Consider the following 24,377-nt stretch of genomic DNA (forward strand, 5'->3'; position numbering starts at 1 on the left):
CTGATGATTGATTATGCAAAAAATATTCAGGCGTTTTATGAGCGCGATGATTATAAGGCTCTTGCCGGCCAATCGGGGGCAACTGCTGTTGAAGCAAGCTTCAAAGATCTGACCTATGTTCCGCGCAAGACCAAACCACTGCCGGGGATGATGGCGGGGACGATGCTGCAGGAGTTTGCTTTGCAGCCGCAGCAGCCGACGGCGCTGTATCTGCATATTCCGTTCTGCAATCTGCGCTGCTCCTACTGCAGCTTTTACCGCAATCCCTTTGAGGCAGAGCAGGTGGAAGAATATGTGCAGGCGCTTTTGGCAGAGCTTGATTTTCTGCAGCAGCAGGGTGTTTTTGCCAAGCAAAGAACGGAAGCGGTTTTCTTTGGCGGCGGCACGCCTTCGGTGCTCAATCCGGCGCAGATAAGTGCGCTGTTGAACAAGATTCACAGCGTAGCAAAGCTGGCGGACGATTGCGAGATAACCTTTGAAAGCAGTATCTATGATTTGTCAGCGGAGAAGCTGGATGCCTGCATTGCCGGCGGCATTAACCGCTTCAGCTTCGGCGTACAGGCCTTTGATACGCATTTGCGCCGCTCCTTAGGCAGGCTTAATGCGAAGGAAGAGGTAACGGCCAAGCTCGAAGAGGTGGCAGCCAAAGGCGTCAAGGTTATTATCGATCTGATTTATGGCTTGAACGGCCAGACGCAGGCAATGCTGCTGGACGATATCAGAACGGCGCTGGCCTGCGGCGTGAGCGGCATGGATTTGTACAAGCTGCAGATTATGCCTAAATCTCCCTTAGGTCAGGCGATTGCCAAGGGGAATATCAAGTATGAATATAACGACAGAATGCTGGCGGAAATGTTCGTTGCGGCTGATGCGCTGCTCGCAGAGCAGGGGGCCAGGGCGCTGAGCTGCTGCCATTGGGCAATGCGCGAGGATGAACGCAGCGGCTACAATACGCTGGTGAAGAGCGGTGCGAACATCATTACCTGCGGTGCGGCCTGCGGCGGTCACATGGGAATGTACAATTATATGAAGACTATGGACCGAAGCGACTATGTAAAAAAGGCTATGTCCGGACAGTACGCTGTCATGGGCATGGGCAAGCATAACGAAAACTATCTGCTGCTGGAAAAGCTTTCAGGACAGTGTGATTCCGGCAGGCTTGATTTTGCTTTGCTGCAGCGCTACAGCGATGCGGATTGGGAAAGCTTGTTTGCGCCGCTGCTGGAGCAGTGGGAGCTTTTAGGTTTGCTTTACGTTGTGGACGGCAAGTATTATTTTACGGCGAAGGGCAAATATTACTATCGTCAGATGGACAGAGTGCTGCTGACAGCTGCGGAATGCGCGCTTTACGGCAAACCGGGACTGATGGAGCAGGCAGGCCAGAAGATGATGGGTATTATGAAGAATATGAAATAAAAAGGAGTGTACTACGATGCAGGACATTTTAATCGTTTATGACAGCAAAACCGGTAATACGGAAAAGGTTGCCAAGGCTTTGGCCGAGGCTGCAGGCGAACGCTGCGTGCTGGCGCAGGTTGACGCTGCTCCGGCTGCGGATGACTTCGCTGTTGTTGTAGCAGGCTACTGGGTTGATAAGGGAGCACCGAATGCGAAGATGAAAAAATATTTGGAGAATTTGCACGGTAAAAAGGTAGTGCTGTTCCAAACCTTGGGCGCAGACCCGGCGAGCGACCACGCTGTAAGCTCACTGGTAAATGCAGGCGTATTAATGAACAAGGACTGCAAGGTACTGGGTACTTTATCTATTCGCGGTGCGATTGACCCGGCGCTGATTGCCATGATGCGCAAGATGCCGGCAGGCAGTCCGCATAGCCCCAGCCCCGAGAGCGAGGCTCGTTGGGCTGCGGCTGCAAGCCATCCGGATGCAGAGGATCTGGTGAAGGCCAAGAGCTTTATGCAGGGATTTTTGGCTATGTATGACAAGTTTTTGAAGATGATGTAAGCTTAGGACTGCTGCTAAGAAAGCTCTTGCTCCTGCGTAAAATAATTTATACTGAAAAAATTAATCGCCCTCTGAAAAGCTGATTTCAGGGGGCGGTTTTGTTTAATATTTGTTACTTTCGTCCAATTATATACCAATTTTGGACGAAAGGTTAAGGAGTTGGATGAATAGGGGCGGGTTTTCCCTTATCCTATTGGTGATTCCCTTATTTTATGGTATAATTTAAGGGAATGGAAGGAGGAGTAAGGGAATGAGAAGCTTTAACTACTCAATAATTAGAGAACAAAAATGGGATTCAGAAATTTTGAGCTTGATAGCTGCAATTTATAAAGAGGCAGGTAAACAGGAGCTTTTTGTAAAGCAACGGCCGGAAGAGCTTAATAAGCTGGTAGAAATAGCAAAAATTCAAAGTACGGAAGCGTCTAATGCGATTGAGGGCATTGTTACGACTAGAACTAGAATACGTGAGCTTGTAAACGAGAAAACAACACCGAGAAATCGTGATGAGCAGGAAATTGCCGGCTATCGTGATGTATTAAATATAATACATGAGAATTTCGATGTTATCCCCATCTCCAAAAACTATATTTTGCAGCTTCATAAAATTTTGTATGGACATATGAATAACCCGCTTGCAGGAAGAACAAAAAGCGTGCAAAATTATATCAGTGCTACTTACCCGGATGGTAGTACTAAGATTTTATTTACACCGCTTGCTCCTTACGAAACACCGGAAGCGCTTGAGCGCATATGTGAAGAATATAATATGGTTATAGGCAATTTGGAGCTAGAGCCTCTTATCGCTATACCTATTTTTATTCATGATTTTTTATGCATTCATCCCTTTAATGATGGCAATGGAAGAATGAGCCGCTTGCTGACAACCTTACTTTTGTATAGAAGTGGTTTTTATGTTGGAAAATATATTTCTTTGGAAGCTAAAGTTGCGCAGAATAAGGATTTGTATTATGAAGCGTTGGCTGCTGCACAAATAGGCTGGCATGAGGGTAAGGAAGATGCTATACCATTTGTAAAATATATTCTGGGGACGATTCTTGCTGCTTATAAAGACTTTGAAGAACGTATGACTATCATTGAGCCTAAGCTTTCTGCACTGGAAATGGTACGTAGAGCAAGTGAAAATAAAATCGGACGCTTTAATAAGCAGGATATTCGTGAGCTTTGTTCTACGCTTAGCGACAGCTCTATTGAAGCTGCTCTGCGTAAGCTGGTGCTTTCTGGTGAATTGCAAAAAGAAGGCAAGGGGAAAAGCACTTGCTATTTTAGAGTTAAATAGGGTTATATCTGAACCGCCCTCTGAAAAGCTGATTTCAGGGGGCGGTTGTTATTATATTTGCTGGTTTCATCCAAATAGATGATGGTTTTGGACGAAAAGCAAACAGGCTGGATGAAAGAAGAAAATAATAAATCATTTTTCCCCTCTTTATCTTTTGCTCAAAAAGTGCTATAATAAACATCAAATTGAATCGACCCCTGATAACACGATGAACAAGCAAGTAGGCTTAAGGCTGTGTTTAAGAGAGCGAAGTCGTCGGCTGTAAGCTTCGCACACAAAATTATGCCGAAGTTCCCTTGGGAGTGTCCTGTCTGAAGGCTGCATGGCTGTGTAGGGTGGGCGTAAGGCTGCGTTAAAGCTTGCAAATGAAGGAACAAATTTGGGTGGTACCGCGAATATTTTTCGCCCCTGTAAACTTATCAGTTTTGCAGGGGCGTTTTCTTATTTTTTGGTGACAGTCTATAAAGACCATCTACTGCAGAAACAGCTTCACAGCGTATTATCTGCGCCTGCGTTGCTTTTCTCGGTATCCGGTACTTTTAGAACTGTCCAATGAAGAAAGGATGAAATCAATGAAAGAAAAATTAGAAGCATTAAAAGCACAGGCTTTAGAAGAGCTTGATGCCGTAACTTCTCTTGATGCGCTTAAGGACCTGCGCGTCAAATATCTGGGCAAAAAAGGCCCGATGACCGAAATCCTGCGCGGCATGGGCAAGCTGCCTGCCGAAGAGCGTCCGAAAATCGGCCAGATTGTTAATGAAATCAAGGCTGAGCTGGAAGGCAAAATCAACGAAGCAACCGAGGTGCTGGAGAAAAAGGCGTTGGCTGACAAGCTCGCTAACGAGCAGGTTGATATTACTCTGCCGGGCCGCAAGCCGAAAGCAGGTCATCTGCATCCCGTAACCCTGACCATGCGTGAGATTAAGAAAATCTTTATGCGTATGGGCTTTGACGTTTGCGACGGTCCGGAAATCGAGGACGTATACCACAACTTCACCGCACTGAATTTGCCGCCAGATCATCCGGCACTGGATATGCAGGATTCCTTCTATATCACCGAAAACTATCTGCTGCGCACCCAAACCTCCGGCGTGCAGGCACGTACCCTGGAAAGCAAGGAGCCTAACACTCCGATTCGCATGATTTGCCCCGGTACCGTTTACCGCTGCGACTACGATGCAACCCACTCCCCGATGTTCCATCAGGTAGAAGGCCTTGTTGTAGATAAAAACATCAGCCTGGCAGATTTGAAGGGTACTCTGGAGCTGTTCTGTAAGCAAATGTTCGGCGAGGATGTTAAGGTTCGCCTGCGTCCTTCCTACTTCCCCTTCACCGAGCCTTCCGTAGAAGTGGACGTGTCCTGCCCAATTTGCCATGCTAAGGGCGGCGGCTGCCATGTCTGCAAGGACAGCGGCTGGCTGGAAATCCTTGGCGCCGGTGTTGTACATCCCAACGTATTGCGCATGAGCGGTTATGATCCTGAGAAAATGACCGGTTTTGCCTTTGGTCTGGGCGTTGAACGTATCGCTATGCTGAAATACGGCATTGACGATTTGCGCCTGTTCTTCGAAAATGACCAACGCTTCATCAGTCAGTTCAAATAAGGAGGATCCATCATGCTTGCATCTTTAGAATGGTTAAAACAATATGTAGATATTAACATCTCCGTTGCGGAGCTGTGCGATAAAATTACCCGTGTCGGCCTGGAGGTTGACACTGTAGAAAAATTAGGCGAAGGCCTGGAGGGTGTTATCACCGGTAAGGTTATGGAAATTCACCGTCACCCCGACAGCGACCACCTGTGGGTTTGCATGCTGGATTACGGCCAAGGCGGCGAGCCGGTGCAGATTCTTACCGGCGCGCAAAACGTACATCAATATGACATTGTGCCTGTTGCCGTAGTTGGCAGCGTACTGCCTCCGAGCGAGCGCAACCCGCAAGGCCTGAAGCTGAAAAAAGCTAAAATGCGCGGCCTTGATTCCTTCGGCATGCTGTGCAGTGCCGATGAGCTAGGTATTGAATCCAAGCTGCTGCTGCCGGAGCAAAGAAACGGCATTTTCATTCTGCCGGAAAATACTCCGATTGGCGTAGACATCAAAACAGTTTTAGGTTTGGATGATACCGTTATCGATATCGACCTGACCAGCAACCGTGCAGACTGCTTCAGCATTATCGGCTTGGCGCGTGAAATCAGCGCTATCACCGGCTGCCCGCTGAAAATGCCCGCTATGGACGTTAAGGAAGCTGCCGCAGGTAAGGCCAGCGATTATGTAAACGTAAAAATTGACGCACCGGAGCTGTGCTCCCGCTTTGCTACCCGCGTGCTGAAGGATATCAAAATCATGCCTTCTCCTGAATGGATGCAGCGCCGTTTGCGTGCCTGCGGCGTGCGCCCCATCAGCAACGTAGTTGACGTTACCAACTATGTTATGCTGGAGCTGGGCCAGCCGATGCATGCTTATGATGCCGACAAGGTTGCAGGCCACACTCTGATTGTGCGCCGTGCAGAAGAGGGCGAAAAGCTTGTTACCCTCGACGGCAAGGAGCGTGAGCTGACTTCCGCTATGATTACCATCGGTGATGCCGAAAAGGCTGCCGGTCTTGGCGGTGTTATGGGCGGTCTGTTGACCGAGGTTACCGACGAAACCAAGAACGTTATTCTGGAGGCTGCTTCCTTCCATGGTCCTTCCATCCGCCGCACCTCCCGTGCGCTGGGCCTGCGCAGTGAAGCCAGCGGTCGTTTTGAGCGCGGTGTAGACACCATCCGCGACCATGACGCACTGAACCGCGCTGCTCATTTGTTGGAAGAAATGGGTGCCTGCGAAACCTTCAGTGGTATCGTAGAGGCTTATCCTGAGGAGCTAAAACCGGCAGTAATTACCACTACCGCAGCAAAGATTAACGGCCGCATCGGCGTAAATATTGCTGAGGAAGAAATGGTTGCTATCCTTACCAAATTGGGCTTCGGCGTAGAAGCAAAGGACGGCGAGCTGCTGATTACCGCTCCTACCTGGCGCCGCGATATCGACTGCGATGCTGATATCAGCGAAGAAATTGCCCGTATGCATGGCTATGACTTCATCGAAAGCCATCAGCCGGAGCTGACCATCACTCAAGGCAGCCAGTCTGTGCTGGACGATGTTAAGGACGATGTACAGGATTACATGGTAGGCGCTGGCCTGAGCGAAATGATGACCTACAGCTTCATCAAGGCTAACGCTTATGATAAAATGCTGCTGGCAGCAGATGATGCACGCCGTAGCTGCATCGAGCTGCTGAACCCGATTACCGACGCTTTCTCCGTAATGCGCACCACCATGATTCCGAGCGCACTGCAGACTGCCTCCTTCAACCTGCGCAACCACAACAACAGTGTTGCACTGTTTGAAATCGGCCGTATCTTCCTGCCGAAGGCACTGCCGCTGACCGAGGATCCCGAGGAGCGCCAGCTGCTGACCGCAGTACTGAGTGGCAGCCGCAAGGCTCTCAACTGGTGCGATGATAAAGGCAGCGTTGACTTCTATGATATGAAGGGCATCGTTGAAGGACTGCTGGAAGCAATGCAGGTGAGCGATTACACCATGACTCGCAGCCAACAGCCGTATCTGCATCCGGGCAAGAGCTGTGACATCGTTGTCAACGGCGAGGTTATCGGTTCCTTCGGCGAGGTGCACCCGGTAGTTCAGGAAAACTTTGAGCTGGATCAGGTTACCTACGTGCTGGAAATGGCCGTAGAGCCTTTGGTAGCAAGCGCAACCGCTGTACCGCAATACAAGCATCTGCCCAAGTTCCCGAGCATGAGCCGCGATATTGCCGTTGTTGTTCCGGCAGAGGTAACCAACGCCGAGCTGGAGCAGGTTATCCGTGCGCATGCAGGCGAGCTGCTGCAGGGTGTGCGTGTATTCGATATCTACACCGGCAAGCAGGTTGCCGCAGGCTGCAAATCCATGGCCTTCAACCTGACCTATCAGGCTGCTGACCGCACCCTAACCGACGCTGAGGTTGATGCTTCTATGAAGAAGGTAATTGCTGAGGTTGCCGAAGCATATAAGGCTAAGCTGAGAGATTAATTAAGATATAATTATTACGTATAAAAGGACTCGCTGCCGCTGTTTAGCGGTGGCGGGTCTTTTGCATTTGTACAAAAATTCCGTTGTTAAAATATCTGCTTTACAAATTCCTATTAATGTACTATGATAATAGTGAAGACCAATATTTTTTATTGAGGGGGTTTTCTTATGTACAAATTATGGAACATGTTAGCAGAAATGAAATCAGATGCTTATGAATGGGTGGAGCTTTCCCACTCCATGAACAATGACAGCCCGGTGTGGAGCGGGATTCCCGCAGGCTCCGTAGAGGTTAGCAAGACGGTTTTCGATTGGGGCAACCCGATGCTGGAATGTTTGATTCAGACCTTTAAATTTCCCGGGCAATACGGCACACACATTGACTTTCCCGGTCACTTTGTCAAGGATATGCCTTTATCCGAAGCGTTTGGCGCGCAGCAGATGCTGTTTCCCTTGTGCGTGATTGATATCACCGCCAAGGTTGCGGAGGATGTGCATTACGCCGTAACGGTGGAGGATATCAAGGCTTATGAGGCGGAATATGGACCGATTCCCGACGGCGCTTTTGTGGCATTGCGCACAGACTGGTATAAAAATTGGCCGGATATGGATAAGCTGAGCGGTATTGCTGACGACGGCAGCGAAAACTTCCCCGGCTGGTCTTTGCCGGCGCTGCAATATATTTATGAAGAGCGCAATGCTGCAGCCAATGGTCACGAAACACTGGATACAGATGCTTCGGTAGAGGCTGCCAAAGCAGGCGATTTGGCGTGCGAGCGCTATGTGCTGGGCAAGGGCAAGCTGCAGATTGAAGTGCTGCAGAACCTGGACCGCGTGGCACCTGCTGGTGCATTGCTGGTTGCGGCCTGGCCGCGTATTGAAGGAGCGACCGGCTTGCCGGCGCGCGTGTTGGCGATTACACCGAAGAAATAAGAAAAATTTCAGGCGTTTTAAACTAACAGATTAAGAATTAGGCGTACATGCGATTTAAAAGTATGTACGCCTTTTTGTATGCGTGATATAATAAATGTATTAGCAAAAAGCTGATTAATTGGGTAAAGAAGAGGGAAGTAAGATATTCATGCGTAAATTAAAGCTTGTTTTTCAGATTATTGTAGCCTTTATCGTGGCGCTGGCAGCGTACAGCGGCTTGTATCAGCCGAACGCTGAAAGTGTGCGGGCAGCAGTCCGGAATAATCTGCCGCAGACCATGCAGCAGAAGCAGGATGGCGGCATAGCACAAGGAAAGCTGCGCATCAGCGTGCTGGATGTGGGGCAGGCAGATGCGATTTTACTGCAGGACGGCAAGCGTAATATCATGATTGATGTTGGCAATGACGTTAAGGATAAGGTTGGCGACAGCGGCGGCAGGCAGGCGCTGATTAAGGCGCTGGATAAGGCTGGCGTCAGCAAAATCAAGACAGTTTTTGTGACACACCATCATCGTGATCATATGGGTAATATCATGTACGTGCGCGGTAAATACGGCGTCAGCAATATTTATGACAGCGGTTATGTCAACAGCGGTTACAAAGCGTCCGTGGCGCTGGACCAGGATTTGCGTGCCGGCAAGTATCACGGTCAGGCGCTGAAGGCCGGGGATACGATTAAAATTGACAAAAATTATTATATCGAGGTGCTGGCACCGGGGGATTTCCTTAATAAAAAGGATCTGAAGAATATGAATAACACCAGCCTGGTGCTGATGCTGCATTATGGTAGCTTTAAGATGCTGCTGACGGGTGATGCAGAGGCGCCGGTGGAGGATGCGCTGCAGCAAAAATACGGCACTGCGCTGCAGGCGGACGTGTTGAAGGTTGGCCATCACGGCAGCAAGACATCGTCCTATTGGCCGTTCATCAGCAAGGTTAAGCCTAAATATGCGCTCATCAGCTGCGGTGATTTTTCAATTTACAAGCATCCGAACAAGAACGTGGTGGGTAGTTTAACGCATCTTGATGCGAAGGTGCTGACAACGCATGATCACGGTACGCTGACGGTGACAACGGACGGCAAGAACTGTGATGTTATGACGGAGCGGTAGAAGGTTGCTTAAGGAGAAGATGTGGGGTAGAATAGGGAATAGAAATTCTTTACAAATAAACAAGATAAAAGATAAATGAGTTTGAAAGGTGTGTTTGTGATGAAGAAAATATTGTGTTTGTTGGTTTTACTGCTGTCGCTGACTGCAACCTGTGCAGCCTTTAATCCGCCGCAGCCGCCGAGATGGTATTGGATAGGTTCTGATGCACATTACGGGGCGTGGATTGATACAGCAACGGCAAGATTTTATATCGGCAGCGAAAAGTATGGGCATGGTAATCATCAATGTGCACTTGTATGGGTGGAATGGTATGACGCAGATAAAGATGAATACCTTATTTCACATGATGAATATGATCTTGACTGTAGAATGAGAAGAACACTACATGCTACATTTTATAATAGTCAAAATAGAGTTATTAATTCGTTTAACAGAAGCTATGCTGATTTTGAGGATGTTATTCCCGGTACTAATGGAGAAGCGGTATATGATGCAGTAGTTATGTTGAAAGAAACAAGAGAAAACGCACGGAGGTTGTAATGATGAAGCATTATGAGGTAGTGGCAGCGGTAATTGAGCATGACGGCAAGATTTTGTGTATGCAGCGTAATAAAGGCAAATTTGATTATGTAAGCTATAAATTTGAGTTTCCCGGCGGTAAGGTAGAGGCTGGCGAAGAGCGTCATACCGCGTTGGAACGCGAGCTGCGCGAGGAAATGGACATGGACATCAGCATTCCTGAGGATGCGTATCTGATGACGGTGGAGCACACCTATCCTGATTTTGCGATTACCATGCATGCGTATGTGTGCAAGCTGGCACAGCCCAAGTTCGTTATGAAGGAGCATGTGGCCGCAAAATGGCTGGCTCCGGCAGATTTAAGCAGCTTGGATTGGGCGGCAGCAGATATGCCGATTGTGGAGCGTCTGCAGCAAGAGGAGATTGATTAATCGTGAACAGCAGTGAACTTGCCTTGTATCTTGAGGCGGGCTTTATTGATTTTAATATTGAAACTGATGAACGCTTTTTGCCGAAAATATTAACCAATAACCAGCAGGAGCAGGTAAAGGTATTGGAAAACCTGCTGTTTGAGCTGGAGCATTGTGATGAATTTTTCTTTTCTGTAGCGTTTGTGACTAATAGCGGTATTGCCTGCTTAATTGATACGCTGAAGGAATTGGAAAATAAGCATATTAAGGGTAAGATTTTGGCTTCGCAATACCAAAATTTTACGGAACCGCGAGCGCTGCGCAGATTGCTGCAGTTTCCTAATCTGGAATTGAAGATAATCACCTCTGATTATAATTTTCATGCTAAGGGTTACCTGTTCCATACACACGCAACATCTGCTAAGGATGAAAATTACACTATGATTGTCGGCAGCAGTAATTTGACGCAAAGTGCGCTGACTGTTAACCGTGAGTGGAATGTGCAGCTTTCGTCCATGAAGGATGGCGCTTTAATCAGGCAGATGCAGGAAGAGCTTAATCAGGCGTGGGATGATGCTACACCTGTTACTGAGGAATGGATTGCTGCTTATGAACGCATTTACGGAGAGGCGCGCAGTCAACGGCAGCATGCTTATACGAAAATACATAAGCTGTATAAAATCAATCCTAATAAAATGCAGGCAGCAGCCTTGCAAAATATTGCTGCACTTAGGGCAGAGGGCAAGAATCGTGCTCTGCTGATTTCTGCTACCGGTACAGGTAAAACGTATCTTTCTGCCTTTGATGTGAGGGCAGCGCAGCCTAAACGTTGCCTGTTTATAGTGCATCGTGGGCTGATTGCGCGTAAATCTAAGGAGAGCTTTGAGCAGATTATTGATGAGCATATCACGACCGGTTTGTTTACCAACGGTCACAGAGAAATCGACAGAGACTATGTTTTTGCTACCGTACAGACATTGGTGAAGGATGAAAACCTGCATGCCTTTGCGCCGGATGCTTTTGATTATATTATTATCGACGAAGCGCATCATGCAGGAGCCAAGAGCTATCAAAAGGTACTGAGCTATTTTAAGCCTAAATTTTTACTAGGCATGACAGCGACGCCGGAGCGTTCTGATGACTGTGATATTTTTGAAACCTTTGACCATAATATTGCTTACGAAATCCGTTTGCATCAGGCCTTGGCTGAAAATATGCTGGTGCCGTTTCATTATCATGGTGTAAGCGAAATTGTTGTAGATGGTGAGCTTTTAGATGATAATGCCGATTTCGCTCGTCTTACTAGCGAAGAGCGTGTCAAAAATATCCTGTATTATGCAGATTTTTATGGCTGTGATCAAGGGCGCGTCAAGGGTATAGTTTTTTGCAGCAGGATAGAAGAAGCGAAAGCCTTGTCAGAGGCGTTTAATAAGCATGGCAAAAGAGCTGCCTTTTTGGCTGGTGCTACCAGTGAGGAAGAGCGTGCAAGGCTTATAAAACGTCTTGAAAGCGATGAAGAGGGCGTAGATAAGCTTGATTATCTTTTCTCTGTTGATGTTTTGAATGAAGGTGTAGATATACCATCTATCAACCAAATTATTATGCTGCGACCGACACAGTCCGCCATTGTTTTTGTGCAGCAGCTAGGTCGTGGCTTGCGTAAGAGTAAAGGCAAGCGCTATCTTGAAGTTATTGACTTTATCGGTAACTACGAAAATAATTACATGTTGCCGATAGCATTGTATGGTGATCGTAGCGGCAGTAAGGATAAAGTGCGTCGCATTTTGCATAATAACTTTTTGCCGGGTGCGTCGACAGTTTATTTTACTGATGTAGTTCGGGAGCGTATTTTTGACTCTTTAAATAAAAATAATTTTCTGGAGCTGCGCAAGCTCAAGGAATCCTATCAATTAGTAAAGTCTAAGCTTGGTCATGCACCGATGATGCTGGATTTCTTGGATTTGGGCGACAAGGATCCGTATCTGTTTATCCAAAAGAAGAAGTCCTATTACAACTTCAGACAGTATGCAGATCCTTATGAAAGCACATTGAGTGCTACTTAATGCAGCATACGCAAATTGATGTGCCTGCATTTATCCAATATATGCAGGATAAGTATCAGCTTGCAACTTCGGCAGCAACGATTGCCAGCGTAGTGAATGTATTAACTATGCAGTTTTTTAAGACTGCTGACGCACATAAATATGGTAGTATATCGTTGGTAAATGCGGATGCAGGCAGTATTTGTTTAAGTGAAAAATTTAGCAAATTGCTGGCGAATAAAGAGTTTTACAGCTATGTTAATGATGCTTTGGCCTATGCAGAAAAACGCTTTTTGTCTGATTATAAGCCGACGAAATTTTATCATGGCTTCAAGCTGTATGGTTCATATACGCGTAAGGATGTCTGCCGTATATTGAATTGGGCGAAGGATGAAAGCGCTGTTGTTTATGGTTATAGGGTAAAATATAATACCTGTCCAATCTTTGTAACCTATAAAAAGGACGAAAACATTAGCGAAAGCACTAAATATGATGACAGATTTGCCAGTCCTACGATTTTTAACTGGCAGACTCGTAGCAGAGTTAATATTGAATCGCCGGAGGTTGCAGCGATTGAGCAGCCGGAAACGCTGAAGCTTTTGTTTATCAAAAAGAGTGATGCTGAGGGTTCAGAGTTTTATTTTATGGGTGAAATGCTGCATAAGCAAAGCATTGGCACCACGATTACCGGCAATAAGGGCGAAAAGCTTTCTATTGTGCAAATGTTTTATGAAATGAAAACGCCGGTAGAAGCAAAGATTTATGATTATTTTGAAGGATGATGGCCTGAGATTGCTTTGAAGGCTGTTCCCGGCAAGTATAATATCGACAAAGCCTTTTTAGAATGGCACAGAGATTGTATATTTGAAAAAGCGTGAAGCTGCGTCTGTTGTTGAGTAAATATTAGAGAATGTAGTCAAGAAAAGGATAGGCAAAATATGAGCTTTATAAGCAATGTTTATATTATCAAAACCCTTAGTACAGCTAAAGCATTGACGCTGCAAGAAAGTAAGGTATATAGAGATATATCGGAAATGGATATTTATAGCGATACATATTTTACAGCTTGCTTTGGCGAAGGTGCTTATGCTTGTATGGACGAGCTGCAGGACACGGAAGCTTTGGCAGATGCAACTGAAAGATTTTTTGAGCTAGTCAACGCGTATGCAGATGATAATGTATGTGAACTTAATAATAATGTTATTATTATCAAAAAAGGCTATCTTAAGCAGTACTTTGATAATAAAATAGCAGGCCTTAAGAATATTATAGATAAGGCTGCCGGCAAAGATTATTTGAAGGTAAAATATCAGCTTAAAGATTATCTTGAGAGTATCGATGAACATATATATCCGACACAAGACAGCAAGGGACATTTTATTCAGTCGTTGGATTCTTGGCTGGAAAATTATCTGGAAGCTGATAAGGATACTTATATACAGATTGTCGGTCAGTTCTCAGTAAGAGGATAATAGCTTTAGATATAAAAAAACTCCCGGAGGTACACCATGGAAAAACCAATAATTAGAGATGAAGCCTTTTTGGCACAAAAATCGCAGCCTGCAACCTTTATGGATATTGCAGTAGCGCAGGATTTATTAGATACGCTCGCAGCTCATGCGGACCGTTGCGTGGGCCTGGCCGCAAATATGATCGGCGTATCCAAATGCGTTATCGCCGTAAATATCGGCCCTACGAATATTGCCATGCTGAACCCGGAGATTATCAAGCGCTCCGGCAAATATATGACTGAGGAGGGCTGCCTGTCACTTGAAGGCGAGCGTGCTACAGTACGCTATGAAAAAATTACCGTGGCTTATCAGGACATGCAGTTTAAAAAGTGCAAGCAGAGCTTCAGCGGCTTTACGGCGCAGATTATCCAGCATGAGATTGACCATTGCCATGGTATTATAATTTAAGCGCGGTGATGGCCCGAGAAGCTGAAAAGTGCTTGCTGAGTTAAAAAGAATGTTAGAGCTTATCTTAGAAAATATCGTCACTGCTCCCGAACGGCTTGGCCTGCCAATAGCGTATGCGGAGTCCGAAGTGCTGCTTTACAGGCAGTATGGGCGCTATGACACGGTTGCCGTGCAGCGCGAGGGCAGGCAATTACTCCGGCGTGCGGAAGCGTTGCAGGCGGAGTATGATATTGCTGCTTTGCCAAGGCTTGGCAAGCAATATGCCGAGTGGAGCAAAAAGCTGCAGCAGCTAAAGTTTAAACGCCTGCTGCACGGTGAATTTGCTGCGGGCAAGGGCATTACGCTTTATGTGAACGCTATCAGGCAGGAATGTGCTGAGCATAGCTGGGATTATGCAGCCTATTATGCTTCCGTGCTGGTGCATGAGCGTGTGCATCTGTTGCATTATCAGGCGTTGCTGGCGCACTTTGGCGCTGCCGGCGCTGCGGTGCAGAGTGCGGAGTACAAGCAGGCGCAGCGCTATTGGTATGGCCGGCAGACGGAGGCGGCGCAGGCTGCCGTAGTCAAGGAAACGCTGGCGGAGTTTGCCCGCTGGCTGTGGTGCCTGCAGCAGGGGCATTTGGCGTTGGCGCAGGCGCTGTTGCAGACGCCCGAGGAGGTGCAGACGTGCATTCCGTACTATCCTTATGCAGGAGTGCGGGGACTGTGCGCGTTGTATGCAAGTTCGCCGCAGGCGGCAGTGCGGGCGTACAGCGAGCTGTGGCAGCTGTCGCTGACGAGCTGGCAGCAGGCGTATGCGCGGATAAAAGAGCTGGACGCAGTAAAATAGGCAAAAAATAACAGCCCAATTCTCAAATTATGAGTTTTGGGCTGTTTTCTTATGCAATTTTTTAGGCGAAGCCAAGCATTAAGCCGATTTGTCTTACGATAAACGCTACGCACCAGGCCACAACAAGCTCATAGCCCATGAGGCAGAGCGTGCTGGTATCGGAGTTCAGCTCGCGACGGATGGTAGCCAGCGCTGCGACGCAGGGCGGATAGAGCAGGCAGAACACCAGGAAGGTGTAGGCCGTGAGCGGCGAAAAGAGGCTTGCCAGATCAGGCGCACCGCCGCTGCCGACTGCCAGCACAGAAAGCGTACTGATGACAACCTCTTTGGCGGTAATACCACAGATGAGCGAGGTTGTTGCCTGCCAGCTGCCAAAGCCGAGCGGCGCGAAGATCGGCGCTGCCAGCTTGCCGATGGAGGCAATAATGCTGTCGGAGGCATCTACCATGTAAAAGCGGATGTCAAAGTTCTGCAGGAACCAGACGATGATGCTGACGAGGAAGATAACCGTGAAGGCCTTATGCAGAAAGTCCTTGGCCTTTTCCCACATGTGCATGATGATGTTACGCGCCGTCGGCAGACGGTAGGCAGGCAGCTCCATGACGAAGGGAACAGGCTTGCCGCGGAACACCAGGCTGTTGAGCAAAAAGCCGGAGAGAATAGCTACGCAGATACCGGTGAGATAGAGCGAAAGCATGACCAGGCCGCCGTTATGCGGGAAGAAGGCGGCGATGAACATACCGTAGATGGGCAGCTTGGCGCTGCAGCTCATGAACGGTGTGAGCATAATGGTCATTTTGCGGTCGCGCTCACTGGCGAGGGTGCGCGAGGCCATGATTGCCGGCACGCTGCAGCCGAAGCCGATGATCATCGGTACGAAGGAGGAACCGGAGAGGCCGATTTTACGCAGCATCTTATCCATAACGAAGGCAACACGCGCCATGTAACCGCTGTCTTCCAGCATTGATAGGAAGAAGAACAGGGTGACGATGGTCGGCAGGAAGGAAAGCACGGCACCGACGCCGGAGAAGATACCGTCGATAATTAGCGAATGCATCGGCGGTGCGATATCCAGCACGGTGAGCGTGTTATCAACCGAAGCTGTTACAGCATCGATAACATTGCTGAGGATGTCGCTGAGAAAAGCTCCGATAACGTCAAAGGTGAGCCAGAAAACAAGGCCCATGATAAGCACGAAAATAGGGATAGCATAGAATTTATGCGTCAGATAATGGTCGATTTTAACAGAGCGCAGCTGTGCTTCCGTATGCTTGGGCTTCTGCACGGTCTGCGCACAGAGGTCCTCAATATAAGCATAGCGCATATCTGCCAGCGCCGCTTCCTTATCCGTTTTGAGGTTTTGCTCCATCTCGGTAACGAAGTGGCCGATGATATCGCATTCGTTTTCCGAAAGCTGCAGTGCCTTGGCGAAATCGCTGTCGCCCTCGATAAGCTTGGTAGCGGTAAAGCGCAGCGGCAGGTTCTGGCGGCGTGCTTTAGTTTCGATTAAGTGGGCGATACTGTGAATAGCGGTATGCACAGGACCGCTGCAGAAATCAAGACGCTGGGGCAGCTGCTGGTTTTGCGCTACCTCTACGGCGCGACGCAAAAGCTCGCCCACGCCTTCGCCGGAGTTGGCGGTGATGGGGACAACAGGCACGGTCAGCGAATCCTCCATGGCCTTGATGTCAATACTGCCGCCGCTGACGGTGAGCTCGTCCATCATGTTGAGGGCAATGACCATCGGAATATTCAGCTCAATTAACTGCAGCGAAAGATACAGGCTGCGTTCGATATTGGTGGCGTCAATAACGTTGATAATAGCGTCAGGCTTGTTGTATAAAAGCAGGTCACGCGTAACAATTTCTTCCGAGGTGTAGGGAGAAAGCGAGTAGATGCCGGGCAGGTCGATAACGCCTGCGTCAGGCACAGCGAGAATAGTGCCTTCCTTTTTCTGGACGGTTACGCCGGGAAAGTTGCCGACGTGCTGGTTACTGCCGGTGAGATAGTTGAACAGCGTGCTTTTGCCGCAGTTCTGGTTGCCCACGAGGGCGAAATGCAGCTTCATGCTTCGCTCACCTCCGGCGTAACGGTGATTTTTTCGGCTTCCTCCGCACGCAGTGTCAGCTCGTAGCCACGCAGGGAGATTTCCAGCGGGTCACCGAGCGGGGCGCGCTTGCGTACCATAACGCGGGTGCGGGGCGTGAGCCCCATATCAAGCAGACGGCGACGTAGAATGCTGCCTTCGCCGCCGACCTTTTTAATGATAGCCTCCTGACCTAAGGGAAGCTTATCTAATGTTGTAGTTTCCATGATTTTGACCTTCTTTGAGTGATTTTGCTTAAGCTTTAATTATATATATGAAGTATGAGGCGGTCAAGTAAAACAGGGTTTTTAGTGATAAACTTTAATTTAAAAAATATACAGTGTCGATTTTGTTACAGCTTTACATGACGGTGCCGTTGGTGAGGCGGATTTTTTCTGCCTTGGCTTCGGCCAGCTGTCCCTGATTAATCATACCGTATTTATGCATAGCGGCCAGCACCAGCAGCTGACGTTTTTTGCAGCCCTCGGGGTTTTCCAGCGGATTGAGGCCGGTGGGTGCATAGGGAAGCGAGGCGATGACGGCGGCCTCGGCCAGAGTCAGCGCCGAAGGTGCTTTGCCGAAGTAGGTTCTGCTGGCCTGTTTAATACCGGTAGAGCCTGCGCCGAAGTAGGTGGTGTTCAGATACAGCTCCAGAATTTCGTCCTTGCTGTAATTATCCTCCAGCATGAGCGAGAGCACTGCTTCTTCGATTTTACGCTCCATGCTTTGCTCGTGCGACAGAAAAACGTTTTTGACAAACTGCTGCGTCAGCGTACTGCCGCCCTGCACTACCTCGCCGGCGTTGATGTTGGCCAGTGCGGCGCGCAGAATGCCTTCCACGGCAATAGCGCCGTGATTGTAAAAAGCGTGGTCCTCAATAGCAATGAGTGCCTGCGGTATATCGCGTGACATGGCGTCAAGGCTGGTCCAGTTTGGGTTTTGGCGGATAGGATCAATAACCTCATCCATATTAAAGGCCAGATAGAATTTATGTACGGGCGAGGGCCATTCCTCCTTGGGAGGCAGCAGGCTGACGAAAAGCGCCATAGCTGCGGACTTTTCGTGCTTGCTTGTTTTTTGCTGCTCCTGCTGTATAGGGGTGGTAGGCTGAGACTTATCGGTAATGTTATCATACCCCACCATGCCAATAAAAATGAGCAAAGCCATGATGATAATTTTAAACATAATATACACCTCGCTGATAATTTTGGTATATTTTAAATAGTGGCGTATTCGGGTTTCACATCTATTGTAACAATAAAATGTGCTTTTGGCAAAAAATACTGGTATATTTACCTTTTAGGTAGTAAAATAAGATTGTAAAATGGATTATTGTCCCTTAATTTTTACAAAAAAATTCACAAAGTGCTTGCAAAATTATACAATTTAGTTGTATAATTATCGAGTACAAAGGAGGATGGATATGAAAGCAAGTGTTATCGGTGCAACAGGCTATGCAGGAGTTGAGCTTCTGCGACTTCTGGACGGACATCCGGAAGCGGAAATTGCCGTAATTACCTCTGAAAGCAGTACAGGAGAGGCGATTGCTTCTATGTATCCGCATTTGTCGGGACGTATTGAAAAGAATCTGCAGTCGATGCAGGAGCTGTATGCTATTGCAGCAGCAAGTGATGTGATTTTTATTGCTTTGCCTCATGGCCATGCTATGAAGATAGGCAAGCAGCTACGAGGCAGCAAGACCAAGATTATTGACCTCGGCGGCGATTATAGATTTAAGGATTACCATGTGTTTGAACAGTGGTACAAGGTGAAGCATGAGGACCCGGAGGCACAGGCTGTCTACGGTCTGACTGAGCTTTTCCGCGATAAGGTGCGCGGGGCGCAGCTGGTGGCAAATCCCGGCTGCTACACAACCTGCAGCATTCTGGCGTTGGTGCCGCTTTTAAAATATAAGCTGATTGAAGCTCAGGGCATTGTGATTGATGCCAAAAGCGGTACGACCGGTGCGGGCCGCAGCCTGAAGGCAGGCAGTCTTTACTGCAGTGTCAACGAAAGCTTCAAGGCCTACGGCGTTGCTTCGCACCGCCATACGCCGGAAATCGAGCAGATTTACAGCGAGTTTGCCGGTGAGGATGTAGTGATTCAGTTCACACCGCATCTGCTGCCTGTGGACCGCGGTATTTATGCAACCTGCTATGCACAGCTGAAGCAGGGCGTAACGGATGCCCAGATTGAGGAGGCCTATCAGGCAATGTACGGCGATGAATTTTTCATCCGTCTGCGCGGTAAGGGAGTTTGCCCGGAATTGAAGAATATCCGCGGCTCCAATTATGTGGACCTTGGCTGGCAGACCGACAAGCGTACAGGCCGCATTATTGTCATGAATTGTATTGATAATCTGGTTAAGGGTGCTGCGGGACAGGCAGTGCAGAACATGAATGTTATGTTTGGCATTGATGAAACTGCCGGCCTGCGTCAGCTGCCGCTTGTTCCTTAAGCTTGTTATAACTATTATACTATAAAATGGTGCTTAGCGGTGATGCTGCCGCAGAAGAAAAGATGTAAGCACCTGAGAAAGAGGGGAATCTCATGAAGAAAATCGAAGGCTGGGTGACTGCACCGCAGGGCTTCCTTGCTGCCGGCGTCAAGGCCGGTATCAAAGCCAGCGGCAATCATGATGTAGCAGTTATTTTCAGTACCGTGCCTGCTGCCTGCGGTGCGGTATTTACACAAAATAAAATGTGCTCTGCTCCTGTGCTCGTGAGCCGCGAGGTCAACAAGCACGGTTATGCGCAGGCTATTGCCGTAAACAGCGGCTGCGCTAATGCCTGCACGGGCGAGCAGGGCCTGGCGGATGCCAAGAAAATGCAGGCGCATACGGCAGAGCTTTTAGGCATTGCTCCGGAAGCAGTATTTGTCTGCTCCACCGGTGTTATCGGTCAGTTCCTGCCGATGGACAACCTTTTGACTGGCATTGCCGATGCTGTTGACAGCCTGGACGAATGCGAGGGTGAAAGCTGCGCTATGGCGATTCAGACTACGGATACCTTTATCAAGCATGCTGCCTATGAAACGGAAATCGGCGGCAAGAAGGTAACCTTTGCCGGTATTGCTAAGGGTGCAGGCATGATTCATCCGAATATGGCAACTATGCTGACCTTCATCACTACCGACGCTGCCGTTGCTCCCGATGTGCTGAAGCGCGCGGTAAAAAAGGCTGCCGACAAATCCTTCAACATGGTTGTTGTCGACGGCGATACCAGCACCAATGACAGCATGATTGTGCTGGCCAATGGTCTGGCCGAAAATGAAATCATTCTTTCGGAGGAGCATCCGGATTATCCGGCCTTCTTCGAAGCGCTGGTTGCCTGTGCTACCGACCTTGCCAAAATGATTGCGCATGACGGCGAAGGCGCTACCAAATTCCTGGAGGTAAATGTTACCGGTGCCGCAACCTGGGAGGATGCCAAAACCGCAGCGATGGCTATTGCCAAATCGCCGCTGGTAAAAACAGCCTTCTTCGGCGAGGACCCTAACTGGGGACGCATTGTCTGCGCTGCAGGCTACAGCGGTGCTGCCATGGAGGCAGATAAGGTAAACCTTTCTATCGGCGGTATCCGTCTGGTAGAAAACGGCATGAACTGCAACGTGCCTGCCGAAAAGCTGGCGCCGACCATGGCCGAGCATGATATTTCCATGAGCATCGACCTGGGTGCCGGTGAGGAAAGCGTAACTGTATGGACTTGCGATTTCAGCTATGAGTATGTGAAGATTAATGGTGAATATCATACCTGATTGGCCGAGCGATAAAGCACCATATACTTCGTCAAGCCTCCTGGACGTACTGTTAGTACGTCGTCGTCGGCTTTCCTCGTTTCTGGTACTTTCTAGCTCGTCATTGGTAGTGAGAGCATAATATTATTAATTCTATAAAGTAAGATGGAAATTACATCTAATACCTTCTCTCGCGTCTTTAGAGAGAAGCAATAATAAATATAAACGCAAGACAAATATATATAAATGAGGGAGGACATTACCTATGTTAATGAACGAACAACAAGTACATACCTTAATGGAAGCACTGCCGTATCTGAGCAATTTTAAAGATAAAACCATTGTCGTAAAATATGGCGGCAACGCTATGCTGAATGATGAGCTGAAAAACAAGGTACTGCAGGATATCCTGTTTCTGCAATACGCCGGCATGCGTCCGGTAGTTGTTCACGGCGGCGGTCCGGAAATCAGCCGTCAGCTGGAGCAGGCCGGTAAAAAGAGTGAATTTGTCGGCGGTCTGCGTGTAACCGATGCAGAATCCGCAGCTATTGCTGAGATGGCGCTCGTAGGCAAAATGAACACCGATCTTGTCGGCCGTCTGAACGCTTTAGGTGGCAAGGCTGTCGGCCTTAACGGCAAGGATGCTAACCTGCTGAAGGCTAAAAAATATCTGGCTGATGTTTATGAAAACGGTGAGGTTAACCTGGTAGATATCGGTTTTGTCGGCAGCGTTAAGGAGGTCAACACTGATTTGATTAACTGCCTGCTGGACGGCGGTTATATTCCTGTAATCGCTCCGACCGGCGTCGGTGACGAGGGTGAAACCTATAACATTAATGCAGATGTTGCTGCCGGTGAAATTGCCGGTGCGCTGAAGGCAGAAAAGCTGCTGGTGCTGACCGATGTCCGCGGTATTTATTCCGCATATCCGGATGAAAGCAGCTTTATTTCCACTTTGACCTTTGAAAAGGCTCATGAGCTTATTCTTAAGGGTAGCATTGACGGCGGCATGATTCCTAAGGTTCGTTCCTGCATTAAGGCTCTTAGCGGCGGTGCCAAGAAAACACATATTATTGACGGCCGTGCCGAGCATTCTATTCTGATGGAGCTGTTCAGCGACAAGGGCGTTGGTACCGAGGTAGTTAAAGAAATCTGATAGCAGGGATTTTGCATGAGGGGGAGATATTCTTGACAATGGATAAAAAAACAATTATAGAAGAAACAGAAAAATATTATCTGCCTGTTTTCGGCAGATATCAGATGGTTATGGAGCTTGGCCAGGGCTGCCGTGTGTGGGACAACGAGGGCAATGAGTATGTAGATGCCTTTGCCGGTATTGCTGTCAACAGCCTTGGTTATAATCATCCGGTGCTGGTGAAGGCTATCAGTGAGCAGGCTGGCAAGCTGATGCATTGCTCCAACCTGTATTATACCGAGATTCAGGCGAAGGCCTTGCGCGTTGTTGCCGAGGCTACCGGCATGGATCGCATTTTCTTTGCCAACTGCGGCGCAGAGGGCAATGAGGGCGCTATGAAGCTGGCACGTAAATATGGCGTGAGCAAAGCGCCTACGAAATATAAAATTATTTCTGCGGACGAATCCTTCCACGGACGCACCTTTGATACGCTGGCTGCTACCGGCCATGATTATTATCATGTCGGCTACGGTCCGCTGAGCCCCGGACATGTGCTTGTGCCCTACGGCGATATTAAGGCGCTGGAGGCTCAGATGGATGATGATGTCTGCGCTGTTCTGCTGGAGCCTATCCAGGGCGAGGGCGGCGTGCATGTACCGCCTGCTGAGTATCTGCAGCAGGTGCGTGCGCTGTGCGACAAGCATGATGCGCTGCTGATTTTTGACGAGGTGCAGACCGGTGTTGCGCGTACCGGCAAATGGTTCGCTTATATGCACAGCGGCGTGAAGCCTGATATCCTGACCTTTGCCAAGGGCATCGGCGGCGGCTTCCCGGTTGCAGGCTTTGCTGTGCCGGAGCGCCTGGCGCATGTGTTTAAGCCTGGCGACCACGGCGGCACCTTCGGCGGCAACCCGCTGGCCTGCGCCGCTGTGTACGCAACGCTGACTACTATCAAGTCCGAAGGACTGGTAGACAAGGTTGCGGAAAAGGGCGAATACTTTAAGAATGAGCTGCGTAAGCTGCAGGAAAAATATCCTGACAAGGTTACCGATGTCCGCGGCTGCGGCCTGATGCTGGGCATGGAGGTTGCCGGCGAGGGCAAGCCGATTGTGGAAAGCTGTTTGGCGAACAATGTTATTGTGAACTGCACTGCAGGCAATGTTATCCGCATTGTACCGCCGCTGATTATCAGCAAGGAAGAAATTGATATTGTGGTTGCTGCGCTGGATAAGGCGCTGGCGGCCTGTTAACAACGAGAGGGGATAAAAAATGAGTTTAAAAGACAAAGACCTGATTTCTATTCATGACCTCAGCGTAGGCGAGGTCGCAACAATTCTTGATGTGGCAAAAAAATTGAAACGTAAGCAAAAGGCCGGTGAACCTCACCAATATCTGAAGGGCAAAACTCTGGCTATGCTGTTCTCCAAGGCTTCTACCCGTACCAGAACCTCTTTTGAGGTAGGCTTCTGGCAGCTGGGCGGCCATCCGATTTATCTGAGCGATTCCGCTTCCCAGATCGGCCGCGGCGAGCCTATCCGTGATACCGCGCGTGTACTTTCCCGCTTCGTTGACGGTATTATGATCCGTACCTTCTCCCATGATTCCGTTATTGAGCTGGCTAAATATGCAAGCGTTCCCGTTATCAACGGCTTGACCGATTTACTGCATCCCTGCCAGGCTCTGACCGATATCTTCACTATTCAGGAGAAGATGAAGGTGCTCAAAGGCCGTAAGCTGGTTTATGTAGGCGACGGCAACAACATGGCACACTCTCTGATGTTTGCCTGCGCTAAGGTTGGCATGAACATGATCTGCGCCAGCCCGAAGGGCTATCAGCCTGATCCGGAAATCCTGCGTCTGGCACAAGAGGACGCTGCCCAGACCGGCTGCAGCATTACCGTAGAGGAGGATCTCTTCAAGGCTGCTAAGGGCGCCGATGTGCTCTATACCGATGTATGGACCAGCATGGGCGAGGAAGCGGAGCGTGAGGTTCGTTTCAAAGCACTGCATAATTATCAGATTAACCAGGCGCTGCTGAACGAAGCACGTCCGGAAGCAATCGTTCTGCACTGCCTGCCTGCACACCGCGGTGAAGAAATTACCGAGGAAGTGCTGGAAGGACCGCAATCTGTTGTCTTCGACCAGGCAGAGAACAGACTGCACGTACAAAAGGCTATTATGGCGCTGCTGATGAGCGACGAAGTACTCTAAAACAGGTCTTTGATGTATAAATATAACGGCTGAGCGTATAGTTTATATGCTTAGCCGTTCTTGTAGTGCGCCCAGCATGGGCGATAACTAGGTGGTGAAAGTCCACTACGCGCTCGG

At 48.7% G+C, this 24,377-nt stretch carries 22 protein-coding genes and 1 other annotated feature; of the genes, 19 read left to right on the forward strand and 3 right to left on the reverse strand.

The features are described from left to right. Positions 1-3 precede the first annotated feature (3 nt). The 14 genes from RDW05_RS03690 to RDW05_RS03755 all read left to right on the forward strand — a co-directional run bounded on the left by RDW05_RS03690 (position 4) and on the right by RDW05_RS03755 (position 15,093). Positions 4-1,416, forward strand: a complete 1,413-nt coding sequence (locus RDW05_RS03690) for a radical SAM protein (protein ID WP_307977876.1) — start codon at positions 4-6, stop codon at positions 1,414-1,416. A gap of 16 nt (positions 1,417-1,432) precedes the next feature. Next, entirely contained in the window at positions 1,433-1,963 is a 531-nt protein-coding gene (locus tag RDW05_RS03695) for a flavodoxin family protein (protein ID WP_307977877.1), read from the forward strand. 250 nt (positions 1,964-2,213) lie between these two features. Continuing rightward, entirely contained in the window at positions 2,214-3,260 is a 1,047-nt protein-coding gene (locus RDW05_RS03700) for a Fic family protein (protein ID WP_307977878.1), read from the forward strand. Between the two features lie 199 nt (positions 3,261-3,459). Then, positions 3,460-3,673 (forward strand) — a binding site (T-box leader). Positions 3,674-3,832: 159 nt separating this feature from the next. Then, complete coding sequence (gene pheS, locus RDW05_RS03705; RefSeq protein WP_307977879.1) at positions 3,833-4,864, forward strand: phenylalanine--tRNA ligase subunit alpha; 1,032 nt, start codon at positions 3,833-3,835, stop codon at positions 4,862-4,864. Between the two features lie 12 nt (positions 4,865-4,876). Then, positions 4,877-7,330 carry a phenylalanine--tRNA ligase subunit beta gene (gene pheT, locus RDW05_RS03710; protein WP_307977880.1) on the forward strand — a complete coding sequence of 818 codons (2,454 nt, stop codon included), beginning with the start codon at positions 4,877-4,879 and terminating at the stop codon, positions 7,328-7,330. 168 nt (positions 7,331-7,498) lie between these two features. Further along, positions 7,499-8,263, forward strand: coding sequence for a cyclase family protein (locus RDW05_RS03715; protein WP_374111007.1), 765 nt, complete (start codon positions 7,499-7,501; stop codon positions 8,261-8,263). A gap of 148 nt (positions 8,264-8,411) precedes the next feature. After that, the gene (locus RDW05_RS03720) at positions 8,412-9,374 is read left to right on the forward strand and encodes an MBL fold metallo-hydrolase (RefSeq protein ID WP_307977882.1); all 963 of its coding nucleotides are present in this window, start codon (positions 8,412-8,414) and stop codon (positions 9,372-9,374) included. Between the two features lie 75 nt (positions 9,375-9,449). After that, positions 9,450-9,914: a hypothetical protein gene (locus RDW05_RS03725; protein WP_307977883.1), complete on the forward strand. Its 465-nt coding sequence runs from the start codon at positions 9,450-9,452 to the stop codon at positions 9,912-9,914. A 2-nt stretch (positions 9,915-9,916) separates the two neighbouring features. After that, the gene (locus tag RDW05_RS03730) at positions 9,917-10,324 is read left to right on the forward strand and encodes a (deoxy)nucleoside triphosphate pyrophosphohydrolase (protein WP_374111009.1); all 408 of its coding nucleotides are present in this window, start codon (positions 9,917-9,919) and stop codon (positions 10,322-10,324) included. A gap of 2 nt (positions 10,325-10,326) precedes the next feature. Further along, positions 10,327-12,366, forward strand: coding sequence for a DEAD/DEAH box helicase family protein (locus RDW05_RS03735; RefSeq protein ID WP_307977885.1), 2,040 nt, complete (start codon positions 10,327-10,329; stop codon positions 12,364-12,366). After that, on the forward strand, positions 12,366-13,127 hold the full coding sequence (locus RDW05_RS03740; protein WP_307977886.1) for a DUF3427 domain-containing protein: 762 nt from the start codon (positions 12,366-12,368) through the stop codon (positions 13,125-13,127). The genes RDW05_RS03735 and RDW05_RS03740 overlap by 1 nt, the downstream gene beginning before the upstream one ends. Positions 13,128-13,283: 156 nt before the next feature. Beyond that, entirely contained in the window at positions 13,284-13,817 is a 534-nt protein-coding gene (locus RDW05_RS03745; protein WP_307977887.1) for a hypothetical protein, read from the forward strand. A 36-nt stretch (positions 13,818-13,853) separates the two neighbouring features. Continuing rightward, positions 13,854-14,264, forward strand: a complete 411-nt coding sequence (locus RDW05_RS03750) for a peptide deformylase (RefSeq protein ID WP_307977888.1) — start codon at positions 13,854-13,856, stop codon at positions 14,262-14,264. A gap of 49 nt (positions 14,265-14,313) precedes the next feature. Continuing rightward, a complete protein-coding gene (locus tag RDW05_RS03755; RefSeq protein WP_307977889.1) occupies positions 14,314-15,093 on the forward strand; it encodes a hypothetical protein in 780 nt (259 codons plus the stop codon). Positions 15,094-15,154: 61 nt separating this feature from the next. Here RDW05_RS03755 and feoB read toward each other — a convergent pair whose 3' ends face one another. From feoB to RDW05_RS03770, 3 genes are all read right to left on the reverse strand, one after another. Continuing rightward, positions 15,155-17,161, reverse strand: a complete 2,007-nt coding sequence (gene feoB / locus RDW05_RS03760) for a ferrous iron transport protein B (protein ID WP_304134153.1) — start codon at positions 17,159-17,161, stop codon at positions 15,155-15,157. Then, positions 17,158-17,406 (reverse strand): FeoA family protein, encoded by a 249-nt coding sequence (locus RDW05_RS03765; protein WP_210684700.1) that lies wholly within the window; start codon positions 17,404-17,406, stop codon positions 17,158-17,160. Before RDW05_RS03765 ends, feoB begins: the two co-directional genes overlap by 4 nt. A gap of 133 nt (positions 17,407-17,539) precedes the next feature. Then, positions 17,540-18,364 carry a biosynthetic peptidoglycan transglycosylase gene (locus tag RDW05_RS03770; protein ID WP_307977890.1) on the reverse strand — a complete coding sequence of 275 codons (825 nt, stop codon included), beginning with the start codon at positions 18,362-18,364 and terminating at the stop codon, positions 17,540-17,542. Positions 18,365-18,602: 238 nt separating this feature from the next. On the opposite strand from RDW05_RS03770, the gene argC reads away from it, so the two are divergent. From argC to argF, 5 genes are all read left to right on the forward strand, one after another. Further along, the gene (gene argC / locus RDW05_RS03775) at positions 18,603-19,637 is read left to right on the forward strand and encodes an N-acetyl-gamma-glutamyl-phosphate reductase (RefSeq protein WP_307977891.1); all 1,035 of its coding nucleotides are present in this window, start codon (positions 18,603-18,605) and stop codon (positions 19,635-19,637) included. 92 nt (positions 19,638-19,729) lie between these two features. Beyond that, positions 19,730-20,935 (forward strand): bifunctional glutamate N-acetyltransferase/amino-acid acetyltransferase ArgJ, encoded by a 1,206-nt coding sequence (gene argJ / locus RDW05_RS03780; protein ID WP_307977892.1) that lies wholly within the window; start codon positions 19,730-19,732, stop codon positions 20,933-20,935. Between the two features lie 244 nt (positions 20,936-21,179). After that, entirely contained in the window at positions 21,180-22,070 is an 891-nt protein-coding gene (argB, locus tag RDW05_RS03785) for an acetylglutamate kinase (RefSeq protein WP_293691775.1), read from the forward strand. Positions 22,071-22,108: 38 nt separating this feature from the next. Continuing rightward, on the forward strand, positions 22,109-23,299 hold the full coding sequence (locus RDW05_RS03790; RefSeq protein ID WP_307977893.1) for an aspartate aminotransferase family protein: 1,191 nt from the start codon (positions 22,109-22,111) through the stop codon (positions 23,297-23,299). A 19-nt stretch (positions 23,300-23,318) separates the two neighbouring features. Further along, positions 23,319-24,260: an ornithine carbamoyltransferase gene (gene argF, locus RDW05_RS03795; RefSeq protein ID WP_021720575.1), complete on the forward strand. Its 942-nt coding sequence runs from the start codon at positions 23,319-23,321 to the stop codon at positions 24,258-24,260. Positions 24,261-24,377: the final 117 nt, after the last annotated feature.

The sequence above is a fragment of the uncultured Phascolarctobacterium sp. genome, assembly GCF_902463975.1.
Taxonomy (GTDB): Bacteria; Bacillota; Negativicutes; order Acidaminococcales; family Acidaminococcaceae; genus Phascolarctobacterium_A.